The 18,125-nt window shown below is 48.9% G+C and carries 14 protein-coding genes and 1 pseudogene; 3 read left to right on the forward strand and 12 right to left on the reverse strand.

Annotated features, from left to right (window positions below; all coding sequences use genetic code 11):
* Window position 1 precedes the first annotated feature (1 nt).
* Window positions 2-1,348 carry an adenosylmethionine--8-amino-7-oxononanoate transaminase gene (gene bioA, locus NYE36_RS10680; protein WP_059367357.1) on the reverse strand — a complete coding sequence of 449 codons (1,347 nt, stop codon included), beginning with the start codon at window positions 1,346-1,348 and terminating at the stop codon, window positions 2-4.
* Entirely contained in the window at window positions 1,348-2,115 is a 768-nt protein-coding gene (locus NYE36_RS10685) for a 6-carboxyhexanoate--CoA ligase (RefSeq protein ID WP_265450948.1), read from the reverse strand. The genes bioA and NYE36_RS10685 overlap by 1 nt, the downstream gene beginning before the upstream one ends.
* Before the next feature lie 267 nt (window positions 2,116-2,382).
* On the opposite strand from NYE36_RS10685, the gene NYE36_RS10690 reads away from it, so the two are divergent.
* The 3 genes and pseudogenes from NYE36_RS10690 (at window position 2,383) to NYE36_RS10700 (ending at window position 4,350) form a co-directional block, all read left to right on the forward strand.
* On the forward strand, window positions 2,383-2,790 hold the full coding sequence (locus NYE36_RS10690; protein WP_014418060.1) for a GtrA family protein: 408 nt from the start codon (window positions 2,383-2,385) through the stop codon (window positions 2,788-2,790).
* A gap of 6 nt (window positions 2,791-2,796) precedes the next feature.
* A pseudogene (gene galU / locus NYE36_RS10695) lies at window positions 2,797-3,685 on the forward strand (UTP--glucose-1-phosphate uridylyltransferase GalU).
* A 74-nt stretch (window positions 3,686-3,759) separates the two neighbouring features.
* Window positions 3,760-4,350, forward strand: coding sequence for a DedA family protein (locus NYE36_RS10700; RefSeq protein WP_007410125.1), 591 nt, complete (start codon window positions 3,760-3,762; stop codon window positions 4,348-4,350).
* Between the two features lie 53 nt (window positions 4,351-4,403).
* Here NYE36_RS10700 and NYE36_RS10705 read toward each other — a convergent pair whose 3' ends face one another.
* The 10 genes from NYE36_RS10705 to NYE36_RS10750 form a co-directional block, all read right to left on the reverse strand.
* Window positions 4,404-5,933: an acyl-CoA carboxylase subunit beta gene (locus NYE36_RS10705; protein WP_265450949.1), complete on the reverse strand. Its 1,530-nt coding sequence runs from the start codon at window positions 5,931-5,933 to the stop codon at window positions 4,404-4,406.
* A 17-nt stretch (window positions 5,934-5,950) separates the two neighbouring features.
* Window positions 5,951-6,730 carry an enoyl-CoA hydratase gene (locus NYE36_RS10710; RefSeq protein WP_265450950.1) on the reverse strand — a complete coding sequence of 260 codons (780 nt, stop codon included), beginning with the start codon at window positions 6,728-6,730 and terminating at the stop codon, window positions 5,951-5,953.
* Window positions 6,731-6,743: 13 nt separating this feature from the next.
* A complete protein-coding gene (locus tag NYE36_RS10715; protein ID WP_053573333.1) occupies window positions 6,744-7,643 on the reverse strand; it encodes a hydroxymethylglutaryl-CoA lyase in 900 nt (299 codons plus the stop codon).
* Between the two features lie 15 nt (window positions 7,644-7,658).
* Complete coding sequence (locus NYE36_RS10720) at window positions 7,659-7,871, reverse strand: acetyl-CoA carboxylase biotin carboxyl carrier protein subunit (protein WP_007410121.1); 213 nt, start codon at window positions 7,869-7,871, stop codon at window positions 7,659-7,661.
* Window positions 7,868-9,217 carry an acetyl-CoA carboxylase biotin carboxylase subunit gene (locus NYE36_RS10725; RefSeq protein ID WP_265450952.1) on the reverse strand — a complete coding sequence of 450 codons (1,350 nt, stop codon included), beginning with the start codon at window positions 9,215-9,217 and terminating at the stop codon, window positions 7,868-7,870. The genes NYE36_RS10720 and NYE36_RS10725 overlap by 4 nt, the downstream gene beginning before the upstream one ends.
* A gap of 21 nt (window positions 9,218-9,238) precedes the next feature.
* On the reverse strand, window positions 9,239-10,879 hold the full coding sequence (locus NYE36_RS10730; RefSeq protein ID WP_064107331.1) for an AMP-binding protein: 1,641 nt from the start codon (window positions 10,877-10,879) through the stop codon (window positions 9,239-9,241).
* Between the two features lie 45 nt (window positions 10,880-10,924).
* Window positions 10,925-12,067 (reverse strand): acyl-CoA dehydrogenase family protein, encoded by a 1,143-nt coding sequence (locus NYE36_RS10735; RefSeq protein WP_003153894.1) that lies wholly within the window; start codon window positions 12,065-12,067, stop codon window positions 10,925-10,927.
* Window positions 12,068-12,207: 140 nt separating this feature from the next.
* Window positions 12,208-13,746 carry a family 10 glycosylhydrolase gene (locus NYE36_RS10740; protein ID WP_265450953.1) on the reverse strand — a complete coding sequence of 513 codons (1,539 nt, stop codon included), beginning with the start codon at window positions 13,744-13,746 and terminating at the stop codon, window positions 12,208-12,210.
* Window positions 13,747-13,867: 121 nt separating this feature from the next.
* On the reverse strand, window positions 13,868-14,248 hold the full coding sequence (locus NYE36_RS10745) for a DUF1360 domain-containing protein (RefSeq protein ID WP_007410116.1): 381 nt from the start codon (window positions 14,246-14,248) through the stop codon (window positions 13,868-13,870).
* Window positions 14,249-14,321: 73 nt separating this feature from the next.
* A complete protein-coding gene (locus NYE36_RS10750; RefSeq protein ID WP_265450954.1) occupies window positions 14,322-18,125 on the reverse strand; it encodes an amino acid adenylation domain-containing protein in 3,804 nt (1,267 codons plus the stop codon).

An 18,125-nucleotide genomic window follows, 5' to 3' on the forward strand; every position in this document is an offset into this window, starting at 1 on the left:
GTCAAAATCCACGGCCGGTCACCTCGGCTATCGCTTCTTTCATAATGGAGATCATGGCTTGTAACTGATCGGTTGTGCTGGCAAGCGGCGGCAGAAAGGCGATGACGTCTCCGAGCGGCCGTGTCAGCATACCAAGCTCTCTCATTTTCAAGGACACCTTGTATCCCATCCGCTTTTCAGGCGGATAAGGCTGTTTTGTCCCCTTATCCTGCACAAGCTCTATGCCGCACATGAAACCGAGCTGGCGGACATCGCCGACATGAGGGAGCTGCTTCAGATCATGAAGAAATTCCGCTGCCGTTTTTGATTTTTCGGCGACTTGTTCAACGATGCGCTCTGATTCGAATAAACGCAGATTTTCAATTGCCGCGGCACAGCCAAGCTGATTTCCTGTATAGGAATGGCCGTGGAAAAATGTTTTCATTTTGTCGTAGTCATCGTAGAAGGCTTCATAAATAGCTTCTGTGGCAAACGTCACAGCGATCGGCAAATAGCCTCCCGTAATGCCTTTCCCTGCCGCCATCAAGTCCGGCTGGACATTTTCATGCTCACAGGCAAACATTTTTCCGGTGCGGCCGAACCCCGTCGCCACTTCGTCAACGATCATTAACACATCATATGCCGTACACAGCTTTCGTACGCCTGCCAGAAAGCCTTCAGGCATGACGATCATCCCGGATGCGCCTTGCACCATCGATTCGATCGTAAGTGCGGCAATCTCTTCGTGATGCTTTGCAAGCAGCTGTTCGAGCGCGTGAAGGCATTCATCCCGGCACTGTACGGGGTCGCCGCTTTCAGATCTGTATACATACGGAATCGGGGCTTTGTAGCTTTCAAACATCAGCGGGCCGTACACATGGTGGAAGAGTTCAATGGAGCCGACGCTGACGGCTCCGATCGTATCGCCGTGATAGCCGTTCTGCATAGAAATAAACGTCTGTTTCTCGGGTCTCCCTATGTTTTTCCAGTATTGAAAGGCCATTTTCAGAGCGATTTCCATTGCTTCCGCTCCGCTGTCGGAGTAAAAAACGCGTGTCAGCTTTTCCGGTGTGATGCCTGTCAGCATCTCGGCAAGTTCTGTTGCGGGAACGTTCGTCATACCCAGTAAGGTCGAATGAGCGATTTTTTCAAGCTGTTTTTGAATCGCTTCATCCATTTCTTTTTTGCGGTGGCCGTGTACATTGAGCCATACTGAAGAAAAGCCGTCATAATATTCTTTGCCGCTGATGTCTTTCAGCATGATCCCGTTTCCGCTTTCAATGATTAACGGATCTTCATCGTAATCTTTCATTTGTGTGAAAGGCAGCCAAAGATGCTTTTTGCTTTTTTCAATCATTGATTGTTTCATCATTTCTCCTCCTGCTGAATGAATACAGGCTGCTTCTCTAAAAAATGGATACAGCTCTCCGTATCTATGGAGCCATCTGTAAAGAAAATCCGGCAGCCGCTTTCATCTCCGGCATTCTTCATCTTGGCAATCCGCTGATATCCCAGCTTCTTTGCGGCAACGTAGCCTGTTATGTAATCAGGGTCATCCGACCAGCACAATTCAGCAATAATCCCCGGATGTGCGCAAACTTTTGCCGCGATGGCATGTGCTTCTTTTATTCGTGAATTTTCCGGCATGTTGTGAGTAAAAGCCCATTTTTGAAAATCATGTGACGGCCAATCCATTCGGGATACCCGCACACCTCTATTTCCTCTGCCGTCAATGCGTTCTCCTGCCCGGATATCAAACAGGACCGCTCCTCTTGCTTCTGCATATTCCGCAATGTTTTCGTACGCTTTCTCTATCATGTGCGGGGGAATCCCCGCCTTTTGCAGAAGCTTGCGGGCGATTGCTTGTCCTTTTTCCGGCGTGTCTGATTGTTGGAAAGCAACCGGCAAAGGGCGGATCGTTTCGATCGGTTCATTAATGCTTTCAAGCTGAATCTGCATAAAATCAGGTATCCCTCTTGAGTGCGAGAAGCCTTTATGTAATAAGCCATCTACCGCTTCCTGTAAACCGCTGTAAGTGATGAGCCGTTCTCCGCCGGAAATGTGTTTTCCGCCCTGCTCATGGGGGGCGTTTCGGGAAGCTCTCATTCTGACGCTGTAATAGGTCTCTTCCTGCATTAAATCTCCCTCCTTTCTTTCACTTTGAAATTTAATGTTAACCAAAATAATAAAAAGTTAACACTTATACAGAATATTAGTGTCCTCCACGGAATATGTCAACTTAAACTATCAAAATGTTAACTTAATGAGTTTTGCAAAGCCTCATTACGTTTTCATGTTTTGTTCATATTTTAGTAATTGTTTATTCAACACTGTCCGCTAAAGTAATCCATATCAACAAATAGGACAGCGAACCGCATCTTATTATGAGGGGAGGTCACCGTTATGCTGAAAGAAAAAGTAAAGACAGCAGGCCGTTTTTGCACTGTAGGCGTCGGTAATACGCTGATCGATTTTGGTGTCTTCTTTCTTCTCGCCGCTTGTCATGTCCCCTATCTTCCGGCGCAGATCTGCTCCTATTCGGCAGGGATCATCAACAGCTATGTATGGAACCGGAAGTGGACGTTTCGTGTAAAACGCAAGGCTGACGGGAAAGAGATCATGCGATTTCTCATGATTAATCTTGCCGCGTCGGGAATCACCTTTTTGCTGCTTTACGCGTTTCAAAAAGGCGGCTGTTCGCTATTGGTGAGTAAGTTCGCCGCCACTATCGGCGGAATGATGATGAATTTTATCGGAAACCGAATATGGGTATTTGGAGATTCGCTGAAAAACATACAGGATCAGGAGTGAAGATGAATGAGAAAAGTGAGAAAAGCGGTCATTCCCGCAGCAGGTTTAGGAACGAGATTTCTGCCGGCGACAAAGGCGCAGCCGAAAGAAATGATGCCGATTGTCGACAAACCGGCCATCCAATATATTGTCGAAGAGGCCGCAGCGTCAGGAATTGAAGATATATTGATTATTACAGGGAGAAACAAACGCTCGATTGAAGATCATTTTGACCGGTCGGCGGAATTGGAATTCAATCTTGAGAAAAGGCAAGACGGAGACGCTGAAGGAGATGCAGCGGATTGCCGATTTGGCCAATATTCATTACCTCCGTCAGAAAGAACCGCTCGGACTAGGACATGCGGTGCTGTGTGCGGAGCATTTTATCGGAGATGAGCCTTTTGCCGTTCTATTAGGTGATGATATTATGGTATCTGATACTCCCGCTCTTTCACAGCTCATCGACGTCTATAACCAACACGGCACAGAAACGATCGGCGTACAGCCCGTCGATCCTGCTGATGTCAGCAAATATGGTATTATACAGACGGGGCGGCAGAGCGGTCATGTGTACGAGGTTGAGGATCTGATTGAGAAACCGGCTGTTGAAAAGGCGCCTTCTCATATTGCCGTGATGGGCCGCTACATATTAACCCCTGCTATTTTTAAAACGCTGAAGACGATCGGAAGAGGCGCGGGCAACGAAATCCAATTGACAGACGCGCTGCGCGAAGTGTGCCGCACCCGAAGCATTTACGCGCGGGAGCTTGAAGGAAGCCGGTTTGATATAGGAGATAAGTTCGGCTGTTTTAAGGCCGGCACGGAGATCGGGCTTCTGCGGGAAGAAATGAGACCGAAACTTTTAGCTTATTTAGAAGAGGTGTTAAAAAGAGAATCTGAAGAAATCGTGCGTTAAAAAATAATTTGTAACCATTTTGCTTGTCAATCAGTCATATAATTGGGTAAAAAGATAAAGAGGTTGTGAACAGTGTGGGCAATTTTATTAGTGAAATATTATCCTGGCTGACAAGTATGGGCTATTTAGGGATTGCGCTCGGATTAATGATCGAAATCATTCCGAGTGAAATCGTTCTGGCTTACGGAGGCTATATGGTGTCAGAAGGCACGATCAGCTTTATCGGCGCCATTGTCGCCGGTGTGATCGGGGGAACGATCGCGCAGTGCTTTATTTACTGGATCGCCCGTTATGGGGGCCGGCCGTTTTTGGACAAGTACGGCAAGTACTTACTTCTGAAAAAGCATCATGTTGATGTTGCGGAAAACTGGTTTCGCCGTTATGGCGCCGGCGTTGTGTTCTCGGCGCGGTTTATCCCGGTCGTCAGACATGCGATCTCCATCCCGGCCGGCCTTGCGAAAATGCCTCTTTCCAAGTTTGTCATATTGACGACGCTTGCCATTATTCCGTGGTCTGTCATTTTCGTTTATCTCGGGTATCAGCTCGGGGGACAGTGGAAAGACGTAGACAGCTATGCCGGAATGTATACAACTCCGATCATTATATTGGCTCTCGTATTTATTGTTGTTTATTTTGTTGTGAAGAAAATGAGATCAAGACTGTGAAAAAAGACTGCATAAGAGCGGCTGCGAGCCGGATCTATGCAGTCTTTTTTTATTTATACCGGGTATACGGGGTGTTTCCGGTGTGTGAATGTCAGTTGTTTGGACATGTAAGCAGTGAGGCGTTTATTGAGTTCTTCCCGCAAGGAATCAGCAGGAACAATGCCGTCAATCACCATTTCAGAAGCAAGCCGATAAAGGTTAATGTCTTCCTTGTATTCATCACGCTTTTCTTGAATAAAAGCCGGCCTTTCTTCAGGTGTGAGCTCGCTGATTTTGTTTGCGTAGACCGCATTCACCGCTGCTTCAGGACCCATTACGGCAATTTGCGCAGTCGGCAGCGCTAAACAGCAGTCCGGTTCAAAAGCAGGCCCCGCCATCGCGTATAATCCGGCACCGTAGGCTTTTCTGACGATAACGGAAAGCTTCGGAACAGTCGCTTCCGCCATTGCGGAGATCATTTTTGCGCCATGCCTGATGATGCCCGCCTGCTCAACCTTCGTTCCGATCATGAATCCGGGAATGTCTGCTAAAAACAGAAGCGGAATATGGAATGCGTCGCACAAAGCGATAAATTTTGCGGCTTTATCCGCCGAATCGAGAAATAAAACCCCGCCTTTTACACGCGGCTGATTGGCGATAATGCCGACCGGCTGTCCGTGAATCCGCGCAAGCCCCGTTATTAATTCCTGCGCAAATAACGGTTTAATCTCAAAAAATGAGTCTTCATCAATGACACGTTCAATTAAATCCATCATGTTGAACGGTGCGTTTTGATGTGCCGGGATGACATCTGAGAGCGGTTTTTCAAAAGCTTTCGGGTTCTTAGATTTGTTGACGGGCGCTTTTTCAGTATAATTTGCCGGAAAGTAGCTGAGATATGTCTGCGCCATCATGATTGCTTCCTGTTCCGTCCGGGCGAGGAGATCACCGCAGCCTGATACGGAACAATGCATACGGGCGCCGCCCATTTCTTCAAGCGATACTTTCTCGCCAATCACCATTTCTGCCATACGCGGGGAACCTAAGTACATGGATGCATTGCCCTCAACCATAATGACAATGTCGCAAAAGGCCGGAATGTAAGCGCCGCCCGCAGCGGAAGGGCCGAACAATAAACAGATTTGCGGAATGCGGCCCGACAGCTTTACTTGATTATAAAAGATGCGGCCGGCTCCCCTTCTGCCCGGGAACATGTCGACCTGATCCGTAATTCTCGCACCTGCGGAATCGACTAAGTACAAGAGCGGACACTGAAGCTTTTCCGCCGTCTCCTGAATGCGGATGATTTTTTCCACCGTTTTCGCGCCCCACGAGCCCGCCTTTACGGTTGAGTCGTTTGCCATCACACAAACGGTTCTGCCGCCGATGGTTCCGATCCCGGTAACGACCCCGTCAGCCGGCAGTCCGTCTGACATGCACTCGGCGAAAAAAGCGTCTTCAACGGATATGCCGTCATCGAATAAAAGCTTCAGCCTGTCTCTTACAAAAAGTTTTCCCTTCTTTTCGTTGCTTGCGTGATATTTCGCGGCTCCTCCCTTTTCAATCGTTTTGCTGCGTGTCTGCCGTTCTTTTTCGTAATCCATCCGAGTCCCTCCATGTTTTATTTTCCTTTGTATTCAGGGGGTCTTTTTTCTTTAAAAGCGCGCAGGCCCTCTTCTCTGTCAAGTGTGGGGATGACTTGTTCATATGCTTTTCGTTCGATTTCGAGCCCTGTATTGAGATCTGTCTCCAGACCCTTGTTTATCGCGGCTTTTGCTTGTCTGACGGCGATCGGCCCATTAGCGGCGATGCGGCCGGCCAGTACTTTTGCATTTTCCATTAGTTCATCGGCTTTACAAACATGCTCGATCAGCTTCATGTCTTTTCCCTCTTCGGCAGAAAGCCTTCGGCCGGTATAGATCAATTCTTTTGCCGCGCCGGGGCCGATAAGCCGGGGCAGTCTCTGCGTTCCGCCCGCTCCGGGAATGATCGCAAGCCCTGTTTCAGGAAGGCCGAGGCCCGCCTGGCTGACGGCTGTTCTGATATCGCAGGCGAGAGCGAGTTCAAGGCCTCCTCCGACAGCGGTTCCGTTCAGCGCTGCAATGACCGGCTGCGGGAGAGCTTCAATGGATGCGGCCGTTTCACCGATACGCCTGACGCTTTGCTTAACTTGTTCATGATTCATCCCCGCTCTTTCTTTTAAATCAGCACCGGCGCAAAATGTGTTCCCGGTGCCGGTGAGAATGACACAACGAATGGATGGCGAGTTTTTGATGTCTTCAATCACACGCTGTAAGTGATCAATCATTTCTGAAGACAGCGAGTTGGCCGCATGCGGGCGGTTCAGCGTGATCAGACCGATCGTTTCTTGACAGACGGAATACAAGACGCAATCTCCCATCGCTTCTCCTTTCTCATTTCGTTCTGAATGCCTGCAGGTTTCTGCTTGGCAGGTCTTTGCCTATTTTATCCGCGATCCAGCCGGCGGCATAAAGAAGTTTATTCATGTCCGTCCCGGTATCAATCCCCATTTGTTCGAGCATATAAATGACGTCTTCTGTGGCAGCGTTTCCTGCTGATCCAGGGGCGTACGGGCAGCCGCCAAGCCCGCCTGAGGAAGTATCAAAGGATGTGATGCCCATATCAAGAGCGGGAATGATATTCGCTAGAGCCGTTCCTCTTGTATCATGGAAATGGAGTGCGATTTTTGAGGCGGGAATTCTCGGCAAAAGGGCTTCAAGCACGGCTATGACCTGCAAGGGGTTTGCCGCGCCGATCGTGTCGCCGAGCGATATTTCATCAACACCCATTTCGAGCAGGGTGTCTGACAGGCGGATGACTTGTTCGATCGGCACGTTCTGTTCGTACGGACAGCCGAACACAGTGGACAGATAAGCTCTCGTCGCCATTTTTTCAGCTTTTGCTTCAGTAATAACCCGCCTGAGCTCTTGAACGGTCCGGTCAATCGGTTTGTTTACGTTTTTTTGGTTATGGGTTTCGCTTGCAGATAAAAATACACATGCCTGATCGATTCCGCCTTCTGCCGCATGCTCCAGACCGATGAGGTTCGGAACGAGAGCCGCGTAGACCGTATGTTCAGATCTGGTAATGCCTTTTGCGACGTCCAGGCTGTCACGAAGAGCCGGAATCCATCTCGGATGCACGAATGATGTCACTTCGATATAGGGAAGGCCTGTTTTTGACAGCATATTGATCCACTCAATCTTATCTTCTGTATCCACCCACGCCGATTCATTCTGCAAGCCGTCACGCGGTCCTACTTCATTGATGCGGACATGTTTCGGACAGTTCATGCTGCACCTCCCGTTTTATTGAAGTTCAATCAGGACCTCTCCTTCATCAGTGAAATCACCTTCTGATTTTTTCACTTCTTTCACCGTACCCGCTGCATCAGCGATAATCGGAATTTCCATTTTCATAGATTCCAAGATGGCCACTTCCTGTCCTTCTTCAATGACATCACCCGGCTTCACATGAATTTTCCACAGGTTTCCCGCCATTTGAATTTTTATGACGCTCATTTGGACGCCCCCTCGTTCATTGTTTGTAAAAAACCGGTTGTTGCCTCGCCCTTTTCAAACACTTCTGAATGAGCAATTTTTGTCAGCAGCGGAATGTTGGTTTTAATCCCTTCTACATGATATTCGCCAAGGGCGGTTTTCAGTTGTTCAATGGCTTGTTTTCTCGTATTCGCCGTGACGACCATTTTGGCAATCATCGGATCGTAAAACGGAGAAATGACGCTTCCCTTTTCGACGGCGCATTCGTGTCGCACTGACGGGTGTCTTAAAACGGAAAAAGACGAGATGGTACCGGGTGACGGGTAAAAGGTGACCGGATCTTCCGCATAGATCCGCACTTCAATCGCATGACCGCGGTGGTTGATATCTTTCTGCGAGAAAGGCAGCGCCAGCCCGGCGGCGATTTTCAGCTGTTCTTCCACAAGATCCAGTCCTGTAATTTCTTCTGTCACCGGATGCTCCACTTGCAGTCTTGTGTTCATCTCTAAAAAATAGATTTGTTTCTTTTGGTCGACGAGAAATTCTATTGTACCTGCATTTTGGTAGCCGATCGATTTTGCGGCTTTAACGGCGGTTTCACCGAGTCTTTGTCTTAATTCATCGTCAACAAACGGCGACGGCGCTTCTTCTATCACTTTTTGGTGGCGCCTTTGGACTGAACAGTCACGTTCAAACAGATGAACGGTGTTGCCGAAAGAATCTGCGAGTATCTGAATTTCAATATGACGGGCATTTTCAATGACCTTTTCCATATACATTGCGCCGTCTCCAAAAAAGGAGGCGGCCCGCTTTTGATTGCCTTCAAACGCTTTGGCCAGCTCTTCTTCTGAATGTACGATCTGCATGCCGATTCCGCCTCCTCCTGCGGACGCTTTCAGCATCACCGGAAAACCGATGGCACGGGCTTCGGCTAAGGCGGAGTGAACATCGGGCAATGGCTCTGAAACACCGGGAACGATCGGGACCTTTGCTTTTTGCATCGTTTTTCGGGCTTCAATCTTGCTGCCCATCTTGGCGATGATATCACCGGGCGGGCCGATAAATGTGATTTGTTCCTTCCGGCAGCGTTCGGCGAACAGGCTGTTTTCTGACAGAAGCCCGTAGCCCGGATGAATGGCGTCCGCTCCGGCGGATTTGGCGGCTTCTATGATTCTGTCGATATGTAAATAGCTTTCATTTACTCTCGATTTACCGATCGGATAGGCATCATCAGCCGCTTTTACATGCAGCGCGTCCCGGTCGGCTTCTGAATACACAGCTGCCGAGGGGATGCCGAGACGTTTGCAGGTGCGGATAATTCGTAAGGCGATTTCTCCTCTGTTGGCAATCAGGACTTTTTTAAACAAATGTGAAGCACTCCTTTTTCATTAAGTTAACTTGAGCTCTTCAATCGTTTTTTCCCGCAGCTTGAATTTCTGAATTTTTCCTGAGGCTGTCATTGGATATTCATCTGTAAACAAAACGTACCTGGGGACTTTATAGCGGGCGATATGTTCTTTGCAAAAGGTTCTGATGTCTTCTGCGGAAGCGGTTTGTCCGTCTTTGAGCCTGATCCACGCCGCGGCCTCTTCTCCGTATTTCGGATCAGGAACGCCGACGACCTGAACGTCTGCTACCGCGGGATGCCGATATAACATTTCCTCAATCTCGCGCGGATAGATATTTTCGCCGCCCCTGATCAGCATGTCTTTCAGACGGCCCGTGATTTTGCAGTATCCGTCCTCGTCCATGACCGCCAAATCACCGGTATGCAGCCAGCCGTCTTTGTCTATCGCTTCTTCGGTCGCTTCTTGATTTTTATAATAGCCTTTCATGACATGATATCCGCGGGTGCAGAGCTCTCCTTGTTCGCCCCTGGCGGCTTCTTGGGATGTTCCGGGCCGAACGATTCTGACTTCGATATGGGGAAGCGCGCGCCCCGCTGTTTCCACTCTTCTTACAAATGAATCATCCGTTCTTGTCTGCGTAATAACAGGTGATGCTTCGGTCTGTCCGTAGGCAATTGTAATGTCGGTCATCCCCATTTTGCCGATCACTTCTCTCATGACTTCCGCCGGGCATGGCGAGCCTGCCATAATCCCGGTTCGGACGTGGGAAAGATCATATTCAGAAAAACGGCTGTCATTTAGGAGCGCGATAAACATCGTCGGTACACCGTGCAGAGCGGTGCAGGCTTCTTGCTCCACCGTTTTCAGAACGGCCGGCGGAGAAAACTGTTCGATCGGAATCATCGCCGCACCCGCGGAAACACATGCCAGCACGCCGAGCACGCACCCAAAGCAGTGGAAAAACGGCACGGGAATACATAAACGGTCACATGAAGTAAGCTTCATGCATTCTGCGATATTGGCCGCGTTATTTACGATATTAAAATGTGTGAGCATGACGCCTTTCGGAAACCCGGTCGTACCTGATGTATATTGCATATGAATGCAATCATCCTTTTTCAGGCTGTCCATCCTTCCGTCAAGCGCTGCATCCGTTACAGCTTCGGCATTATCCAGCAATGAATCCCAACGGTGCATCCCGGGCGGGCTTTTATCACCGATATATAACACCGTCCGTAAAAATGGATAACGTTTCGAACGCAGCCTGCCGCGCTTACAAGTTTTCAGCTCCGGAATCAGCTTATTCACGATTTCAACATAAGATGTCTGCCGATAGGAATCCATGATTATCAGGGCCGAGACGTCTGAATGTGCCAGCAGGTAATCGAGCTCTGCGATTTGAAAATTGGTATTAATGGTGACCAGAACGGCGCCGATTTTCGCTGTTGCAAATTGCGCCGCGAGCCATTCCGGAATGTTGGATGCCCATATGGCCACATGATCTCCTTTTTCAACTCCCAGCTTCATCAGCCCTTTTGCGGTTTGCCGGCATAACCGGTCAAACTCGGCATACGTATAACGAAGGCCGCGCTCAGGGTAAACAACCGCTTCACGATCCGGAAAAAGCTTCGCGGTCCGCTCAAGCAGCTTTCCGGCTGTTAAATGGATAAGTTCAGCCATATGACCTGCCCCCCTTCCATCTCTGTCTTAGTAAACGTTTTCATTTCACTTCAAAAGCTGTCTTGCGATGACCATTCTTTGAATTTCTGACGTTCCTTCACCAATCTCCATCAGCTTTGCGTCACGAAGCATGCGCTCAACACCGCATTCCTTCATATAACCGGAACCGCCATGAATTTGGATGGCCTGAAGACATGTTCTGACGGCCATTTCTGAAGCATAAAGCTTGGCGAATGCAGCTTCTTTCGTAAATGGCAGGTTTTGATCCTTCAGCCATGCCGCTTTAAGCACCATCTGTCTGGCAAGGTCAATTTCCATCGCCATATCGGCCAGCTTAAATTGAATGGCTTGAAATGACGATATCGGACTGCCGAACTGCTTGCGTTCCTTCGCATATGACAGCGACGCCTCCAGTGCGCCTTGAGCGATACCGACAGCCAGTGCCGCAATCGAGATCCGCCCGCCGTCTAATGTATATAAAAATTGTTTAAAACCTTTTTCAGGATCACCGAGCAGGTTATCGGCAGGCACCCTGACATCCTCCAGCACAAGCTCGGCCGTATCCGACCCTCTCACACCCATCTTGTCGTACGGATTTGTGATCGTAAATCCCGGTGTATCTGTCGGGACGATGAGAGCTGAAATGATCGGTTTTCCGGCGGAGTTCTTTCCCGTAACGGCGGTGACAATGACCGTGCGGGCGTAATTTGCGTTTGTGATCCAGCATTTCTCTCCGTTTATCACATAGTCATCGCCCTTTTTCTCGGCTTTTGTCTGGGTTCCGCCGGCATCGGAACCTGCATTCGGCTCTGTCAGCCCGAATGATCCGAGCGCTTTTCCCGAAGCAAGCGGAATAAGATGTTCTTGCTTTTGCTGTTCAGTACCGAAATAGTATAATGGGCTTGCACCGAGTGACACGGCCGCCGCGTAGCTCAGCCCCGTGCTGCCGCAGGCTTTTCCGATTTCTTCGACCGCTGCTGCATATGAAATGGTGTCACCGCCCGCCCCGCCGTATTCTTCAGGAAACGGAATTCCGAGCAGCCCGAGTTCGCCTATTTTTTTAAATGTGTCTATCGGGAAGACGGCTGATTGATCAACCTCATGGGCTTTCGGGGCAATTTCATTTTTGGCGAAATCTCTGACCATTTCGCGCACCATCTGCTGTTCTTTTGTCAGTTGAAAATTCATTAACCTTCCTCCTTCTGCTGCTTTCTACATTTTATTAATGGGGGTCTTTATTCATTCCATCCAAATAAAGTCTGAACATTCAGACTCATCCGCTACAAAAAAACTGACAGCGCCGCAACTGTCAGTTTTATTAATAATGGCTATTTAATTGTCCGTTTTGCGGAGGGACGGCTCTCATGGTGAAGCCTGTCAACGGAAGTAACGAAATAGGTGCAGGCTTCTTTCGCTCGAATATCAGTATCTGAAAATGTCTGCGTCCGTGACGATGTTTTTCTGAATGTATCCACTAAATAAGGCTGCTTTCCCTTTTCTGCGCGGTAAATGGCGTAATAAGCCGTTTTTTTACCGTTGGATTTCGCATCTTCGATATAGAGTGTATGGCCTGAAGCGTTCTTCTCCGCCCGCTTGACAGCCGGTTTTTTTAAAGCGGAATGTCCGAGCCAAGGCATCTCGGGAATTAATGCGGGCCGGCTGTACATGTCTTTGATCAAACGGTTTTTTACATCGAGCGGATTACGGTTTAAATCCTTTAAACTGAAATGCATGCTGCCTTTTATCCATGCTGATCCCCTGTTAAGAGCAATCTGTCTTCCGTATTCCCCCGGGTCGGCCCAGGCCGGATCAGCGTTGTTGTTGATTTTATAAGCTGCCTGCCCGATATATAAATGCACCGGCCGATTGTTCACTTCTTTTCCCCACCAATCCGCTAAGACGTCATATGCCGCCGCTTTAAATCCGATGCTCCAGTAAATTTGCGGTGCGATGTAATCAATGTATCCTTTTTGGATCCATTCTCTCGTATCAGCATATAAATCATCATAGTTCCGCACCCCTGCGGCCGTTTCGGAGCCTGTCGGGTCATCTGCGGCATTTCTCCATACGCCGAACGGGCTGATTCCGAATTTGACATAAGGTTTTTCTCGTTTGATGGTTTGGTTGATTTCTTTTACAAGCCGGTTGACGTTATCCCTGCGCCAGTCATCAACTGATGCAAAGTGAGCTTTTCCGTACCGTTCGTATTCCGCCTGATCGGGGAATTCCTGTCCGGCAATTTTATAAGGATAAAAATAATCATCCATATGAACCGCATCAATGTCATAACGGCTGACCACCTCTTTGATTCCATCCGTTATAAATTGTCTTACTTCCGGAATGCCCGGATTATAGTACAGCTGTTTTCCGTATGCAGCGACCCAGTCCGGATGCGAACGTGCGGGATGATCATCTGAAAGCGCATTCAAATTTGTATGATTCATCGTGATCCGGTAAGGATTGAACCAAGCGTGAAATTCAAGATTCCGTTTATGTGTCTCTTCAACTAAAAAAGCAAGCGGATCGTAGCCGGGATTTTTGCCTTGTGTTCCTGTCAGATACTCTGACCAAGGCCCGTAATCTGATGGATAAAAAGCATCAGCCGCAGGCTTAATTTGGACGATAACGGCGTTCATTCCCATCTCCTGAACGTCATCCAGCAGCTTGCTGTATTCTCTTTTTTGCTCTTCCGGTGACAGCCCTTTTTTAGAGGGCCAGTCGATATTGGTGACAGACGCGATCCATACGGCTCTCATTTCTCTCTCCGGCTGAGTGCCGCTTGCTTGTGCGGATGCTGAGAATGTAAAGATGCCGGCTGTCAGTACAACGGCCAAAAACCATATCATGCTAAAACGGCAGCTTTTCATGTTTTTCCCCCTCTCTGCTTTACGGTATTCCGAAGCATTCCGGGCGGTGAATCAGAAAGCCTGCTTTGCTCCTCTCAGCCTAAAAGGGAAAGAAAAAAGTCCTAAAGCGAATCAAAACGCTTCAGGACTTTTTATGTTTCATGGCGGCGAGCACGTCAATGACCTTCGTTCCGACGCCGACACACGTTTCAAGAATGGCCTGCGCTCCGGCGATGGACAAAATGAAAATAACCGGATGTGCATAGCGGGGCCAGACCAAGTAGCAGATGCCGATCAATATGGCGCACCAGACGCCCGCACACCAATAACATTGCAGCATATAACCGAATGCGGAGGAAGGAACTTTTTTTTGGACGGCGCGCCCGTTTTGATCGACGGTTTTTTCTTGCTTTATAAAGGGTTTTCTTATGAATTCCGTAATCTTATCAAATACGATCAAATGGGTCAGCCGGTAGCTGGCAAGAATAATCATTACATACGTAAGCCAAGATAGGTTCGTCATGTCAAAGCCTCCAAAAAAACTGGTTTGATTCCCCTATCTTGCCCTCTGTCATCCTGAACCATTCTGCCGGATGTTACAGATTCCGCGCCAAGCGTCTTCCGCTGTTTGCAATGATGTCGAGTATGACCTCAGCATTTTGCTGTGCAAAGGCGGGTTCAAACATATCTTTATGGGCGCCCTCGCCTTGATATTCCTGATAGAGTCCCGTTGTGGCGCCTTCCCATTTCATCGGCTCGGTCTTATCACTGGGCTCTTCCTTTATGCCGGCCTCGATAAAATGGAGGTTTGCCGCGATTTGGCCGTCATTTATCAGTTCCGCCCAGTACGTTTGATAGCGCTCTGTTTTTCGGATGACCGCTTCCCTGACGGCTTCCGGGACATTTTCCGCTGTTGCGTTTGTTGGCTGCGGCGGAAATGTGTCAAGCTTTCTGTACGCGTCTGCGATAATGACGTCGCTGATTTCTAAGCCGCGCTTTTCCATCGCTTTTGCCGCCTCGAATGCCGTATTGCCGCCTGCCGAATATCCGAAGAGAATATAAGGGCCTTCCGGCTGGATTTCCAGCATTTTATCAATGTATTGTTCCATTCTGTTGTCTTCTTCAATAAAGTTAAAACCGTACACAGCAGCCCGTTCGTTTAATGCCGCCGCAAGATCTTTAAAGAAAATCCCGAAACCTGAGATAGGCGGAAAACAGAAAAGATTTCGGCCTTTCGGCTGGTTCAGTCTGCTGATATGCTGCTCTGCAGCTTCTGTCAGTGTGTTTGAATACAGCTTTTCAGCCAATTGTTCAATTGTCGGATATTCAAATATCATTTCAATCGGCACATCCATCTGCTGCCTGGTCTTCAGCTGATGAATCACTTGCAATGCTTTCAAAGAATGGCCGCCCAGCTCAAAGAAGTCATCTTGTATGCCCAGCTCCCTGCAGCCGAGGATCGGCGTCCAAATGTCGATCAGCTCACGCTCTACCCAGTTTCGTGGCGGAACGGCTTTTGATGACGTTTTTTTCCGTTCCGGCGCAGGCAGCCCGCGGCGGTCCACTTTGCCGTTTGCGGTAAGCGGCATACGGTCAAGCTTCATCACATACTGAGGAATCATATAGTCGGGAAGCGACCTGGCCAACAGGGATCGAATGGCTCTTTCTTCAACATGTGCGCCCGTATAATACGCACAAAGGATTGCTTCTTGTCCTTCATCTGACACGATGACTGCCGCTTCCCTGATTCCATCAATTTCAGTCAAGCGCGCTTCGATTTCGGCCGGCTCAATCCGCTTCCCGCGAATCTTGAATTGGCGGTCGATACGGCTGATGTATCCGATGCTTCCATCAGGCAGCCAGTGTGCCAAGTCGCCTGTTTTGTAGATCTTTTCTTCAGGATGAACCGGGTGGCTGACAAATGCTTCACTTGTTAAGTCAGGCCTGTTTAAATAGCCTTTGGCAACCCCGTCACCGCCGACACAAAGCTCACCGGGCACGCCGATCGGCGCAAGTCCGCCATTTTTATCAATGATATACGCAGTTGAATTGCTGATCGGTTTTCCGATCGGGATCGGCTGAGAAAAATCGTGCCTGATTTCGTAAAAGGTAGAAAATGTCGTATTTTCTGTCGGTCCGTATATGTTATAAAGGCTGAGATTCGGACAGCGGTGTCTGACCTTATTGATGAGCGCCGGGGACAAAGCTTCTCCGCCGACATATAAGGTGTGCAACCCAGAAAACATCTCGGGATCTGCCTGGGCGAACTGGTTAAAGAGCGCCGTCGTCAAAAACAAAATCGTAATCCGATTGGAAGAAAGATAATTGCCGAACCTCTCAGGGGCAAGCATTGTCGAGCGGTCAACCACATGAAGACATGCTCCGTTCAAAAGTGCTCCGAAGATTTCAAACGTCACTGCGTCAAAACCGATGGACCCTGTCAGAATGAGACGGTCCGACATGCCAGCCGACGTGTAATTGCTGTTTGACACGAGTGATACGACGTTTCGGTTGGAAATCATCACGCCCTTCGGTTTTCCTGTTGAACCGGATGTATACATAATATAGGCAAGGTCATCAGGTGCTGTATCGGTATTCAGTTTTCCCGCATCAGGTGTTTGTTTTTCAGCTGCAGCCGGGATAGAGATGATGTGAGAAAAGTCAATGTCAGTCTCAATTCCTTTTTGTACCGTTAACAGCTGTGCTCCGCTCTCAGTGAGCATATCGGCGATCCTGTCGGTTGGCAGTTCTGCATCAAGAGGAAGGTACGTCCCTCCCGCTTTCAATACAGCGAGAACAGCGATGATAAATTCCGGTGAGCGTTCGGCCAGAATCCCGGCAATTCCCTTTGGCGCCAGACCGTTTTCCAGCAGGGTGCGGGCGAATGCAGTTGACCGTTCATCGAGCTCCCGGTACGTCATCGTCAGCCCGCCGGCGTGAAGCGCCTGATGGTTCGGGGTTTTCTTCACCTGTCGGCTGAACAGGCTGATGATGCTTTCATCTCTTTCATAAGTTGTTTTCGTGTCATTAAATTCGCCGATTATTCTTGATTTTTCCTTTTGTCCGAGCATCGGAAGCCGATCAGCGGGAACATCGGGATTGAAGGCGGCGCCGCGCAGAGCTTCTTCCAAGTGTCCTTTTACGCTCTCTATCCATACTTCGTCATAAACGTTCGCATTGTAGCTGAATTTGATGAGCAGCTCATCGCCAGGCGCTATGATGAGGTTAAAATCGTAGCCCGATTGTTCCGAAACGTTGACATTCCCGATCCGGAATGGTGCATCCGATTCCTTTTCCGCGTCTTTCATCTGCTGCTGAATCGGATAATTTTCAAACACGATAATATGGTCGATTAAATCCTGTTTCAGCTCAGTCTGCGATTGGATGTCAGCAAGCGGATGATAGCTGAACGCCTCTGAGTCAAGTATTTCTTTCTGGCAGCGGCCCAGCAGTTCTCTAAAGCTTTCGTCACCCGTTTTAATGCGTACCGGAACGGTATTGATAAACAGCCCGATCATGCTTTCCACGCCGTCAATGACGGAAGGCCGCCCTGATACGACGGCGCCGAATACGGCATCGTCCGTCCGGTTGTAGCGCTGCAGCATCAGACCCCATACAGTCTGCATAAGAACAGCGAGCGTAGCGCCCTCTTCTTTGGCGATGGTTTTCAGCTTGTCCGTCAGGGTTTGATCTAAAGAAAACAGCAGCTCTTCCTTGCGGTAGCCTTTTTCCTGGGGACGGGCCGATATTTTCGGGAGTCCTGAGGGTGTCTCGCAGCCTGCTAAATATCCTTTCCAATATTCAGAAGCCGCGTCTTTGTCCTGATCAGTCAGCCATGTAATATAAGTGCTGTAAGGCTTTGCGGGTGCCAGTGTGACGGGTGAGCCTGATTCAATCGCCCGGTACATATGCATGAATTCCTGAAGGACGATGCCGAGGCACCAGCCGTCCATAAGGATGTGATGGTGGCTCCAGACGCATATATATTTTTCGTCAGCCGTTTTAAACAAAGAAACGCGCATCAGCATATCCTTTTGCAAGTCAAAGCCTTTTAAGCGGTCACGTTCCTTAAATCGCTGTAAGTAGGCGCTCTGTTCCGCTTCGTCCAAATGTGTAAGATCTTCGCGGTGCAGCCGGAATTCCCGCTCACGCAGCACAACTTGGCGGGGGCCGTTCAGCTGAGCAACATGAGGTAAAAAAACCGTTCTGAAAATATCGTGACGGCTGATGACAGACTGTACGCTTTGCTCAAACAATTCCGGACGAAGCCGGCCTTTTATGGTGAAGACGGATTGCTCGATATATGCAGCCCCCTCCTTTTGCAGAAAGGAATGAAAAAGCATTCCTTCCTGCATTCGGCTGAGGGGATAAATATTTTGGATATTTTTTGTTTTGTCCAT

The organism is Bacillus sp. FSL R5-0593 (assembly GCF_038603755.1).
GTDB lineage: Bacteria > Bacillota > Bacilli > Bacillales > Bacillaceae > Bacillus > Bacillus velezensis.

What these genes read in the sequence shown, in the direction of transcription:
- NYE36_RS10750 (WP_265450954.1), bottom strand. Translation starts at nt 18,125, where the DNA reads ATGGACAAAACAAAAAATATCCAAAATATTTATCCCCTCAGCCGAATG.
- NYE36_RS10720 (WP_007410121.1), bottom strand. Translation starts at nt 7,871, where the DNA reads ATGAGCGTCATAAAAATTCAAATGGCGGGAAACCTGTGGAAAATTCAT.
- NYE36_RS10685 (WP_265450948.1), bottom strand. Translation starts at nt 2,115, where the DNA reads ATGCAGGAAGAGACCTATTACAGCGTCAGAATGAGAGCTTCCCGAAAC.
- NYE36_RS10705 (WP_265450949.1), bottom strand. Translation starts at nt 5,933, where the DNA reads ATGGATTACGAAAAAGAACGGCAGACACGCAGCAAAACGATTGAAAAG.
- NYE36_RS10745 (WP_007410116.1), bottom strand. Translation starts at nt 14,248, where the DNA reads ATGACGAACCTATCTTGGCTTACGTATGTAATGATTATTCTTGCCAGC.
- NYE36_RS10710 (WP_265450950.1), bottom strand. Translation starts at nt 6,730, where the DNA reads ATGGGAGATTGCGTCTTGTATTCCGTCTGTCAAGAAACGATCGGTCTG.
- NYE36_RS10735 (WP_003153894.1), bottom strand. Translation starts at nt 12,067, where the DNA reads ATGAATTTTCAACTGACAAAAGAACAGCAGATGGTGCGCGAAATGGTC.
- NYE36_RS10740 (WP_265450953.1), bottom strand. Translation starts at nt 13,746, where the DNA reads ATGAAAAGCTGCCGTTTTAGCATGATATGGTTTTTGGCCGTTGTACTG.
- NYE36_RS10715 (WP_053573333.1), bottom strand. Translation starts at nt 7,643, where the DNA reads ATGAACTGTCCGAAACATGTCCGCATCAATGAAGTAGGACCGCGTGAC.
- NYE36_RS10690 (WP_014418060.1), top strand. Translation starts at nt 2,383, where the DNA reads ATGCTGAAAGAAAAAGTAAAGACAGCAGGCCGTTTTTGCACTGTAGGC.
- NYE36_RS10730 (WP_064107331.1), bottom strand. Translation starts at nt 10,879, where the DNA reads ATGGCTGAACTTATCCATTTAACAGCCGGAAAGCTGCTTGAGCGGACC.
- bioA (WP_059367357.1), bottom strand. Translation starts at nt 1,348, where the DNA reads ATGAAACAATCAATGATTGAAAAAAGCAAAAAGCATCTTTGGCTGCCT.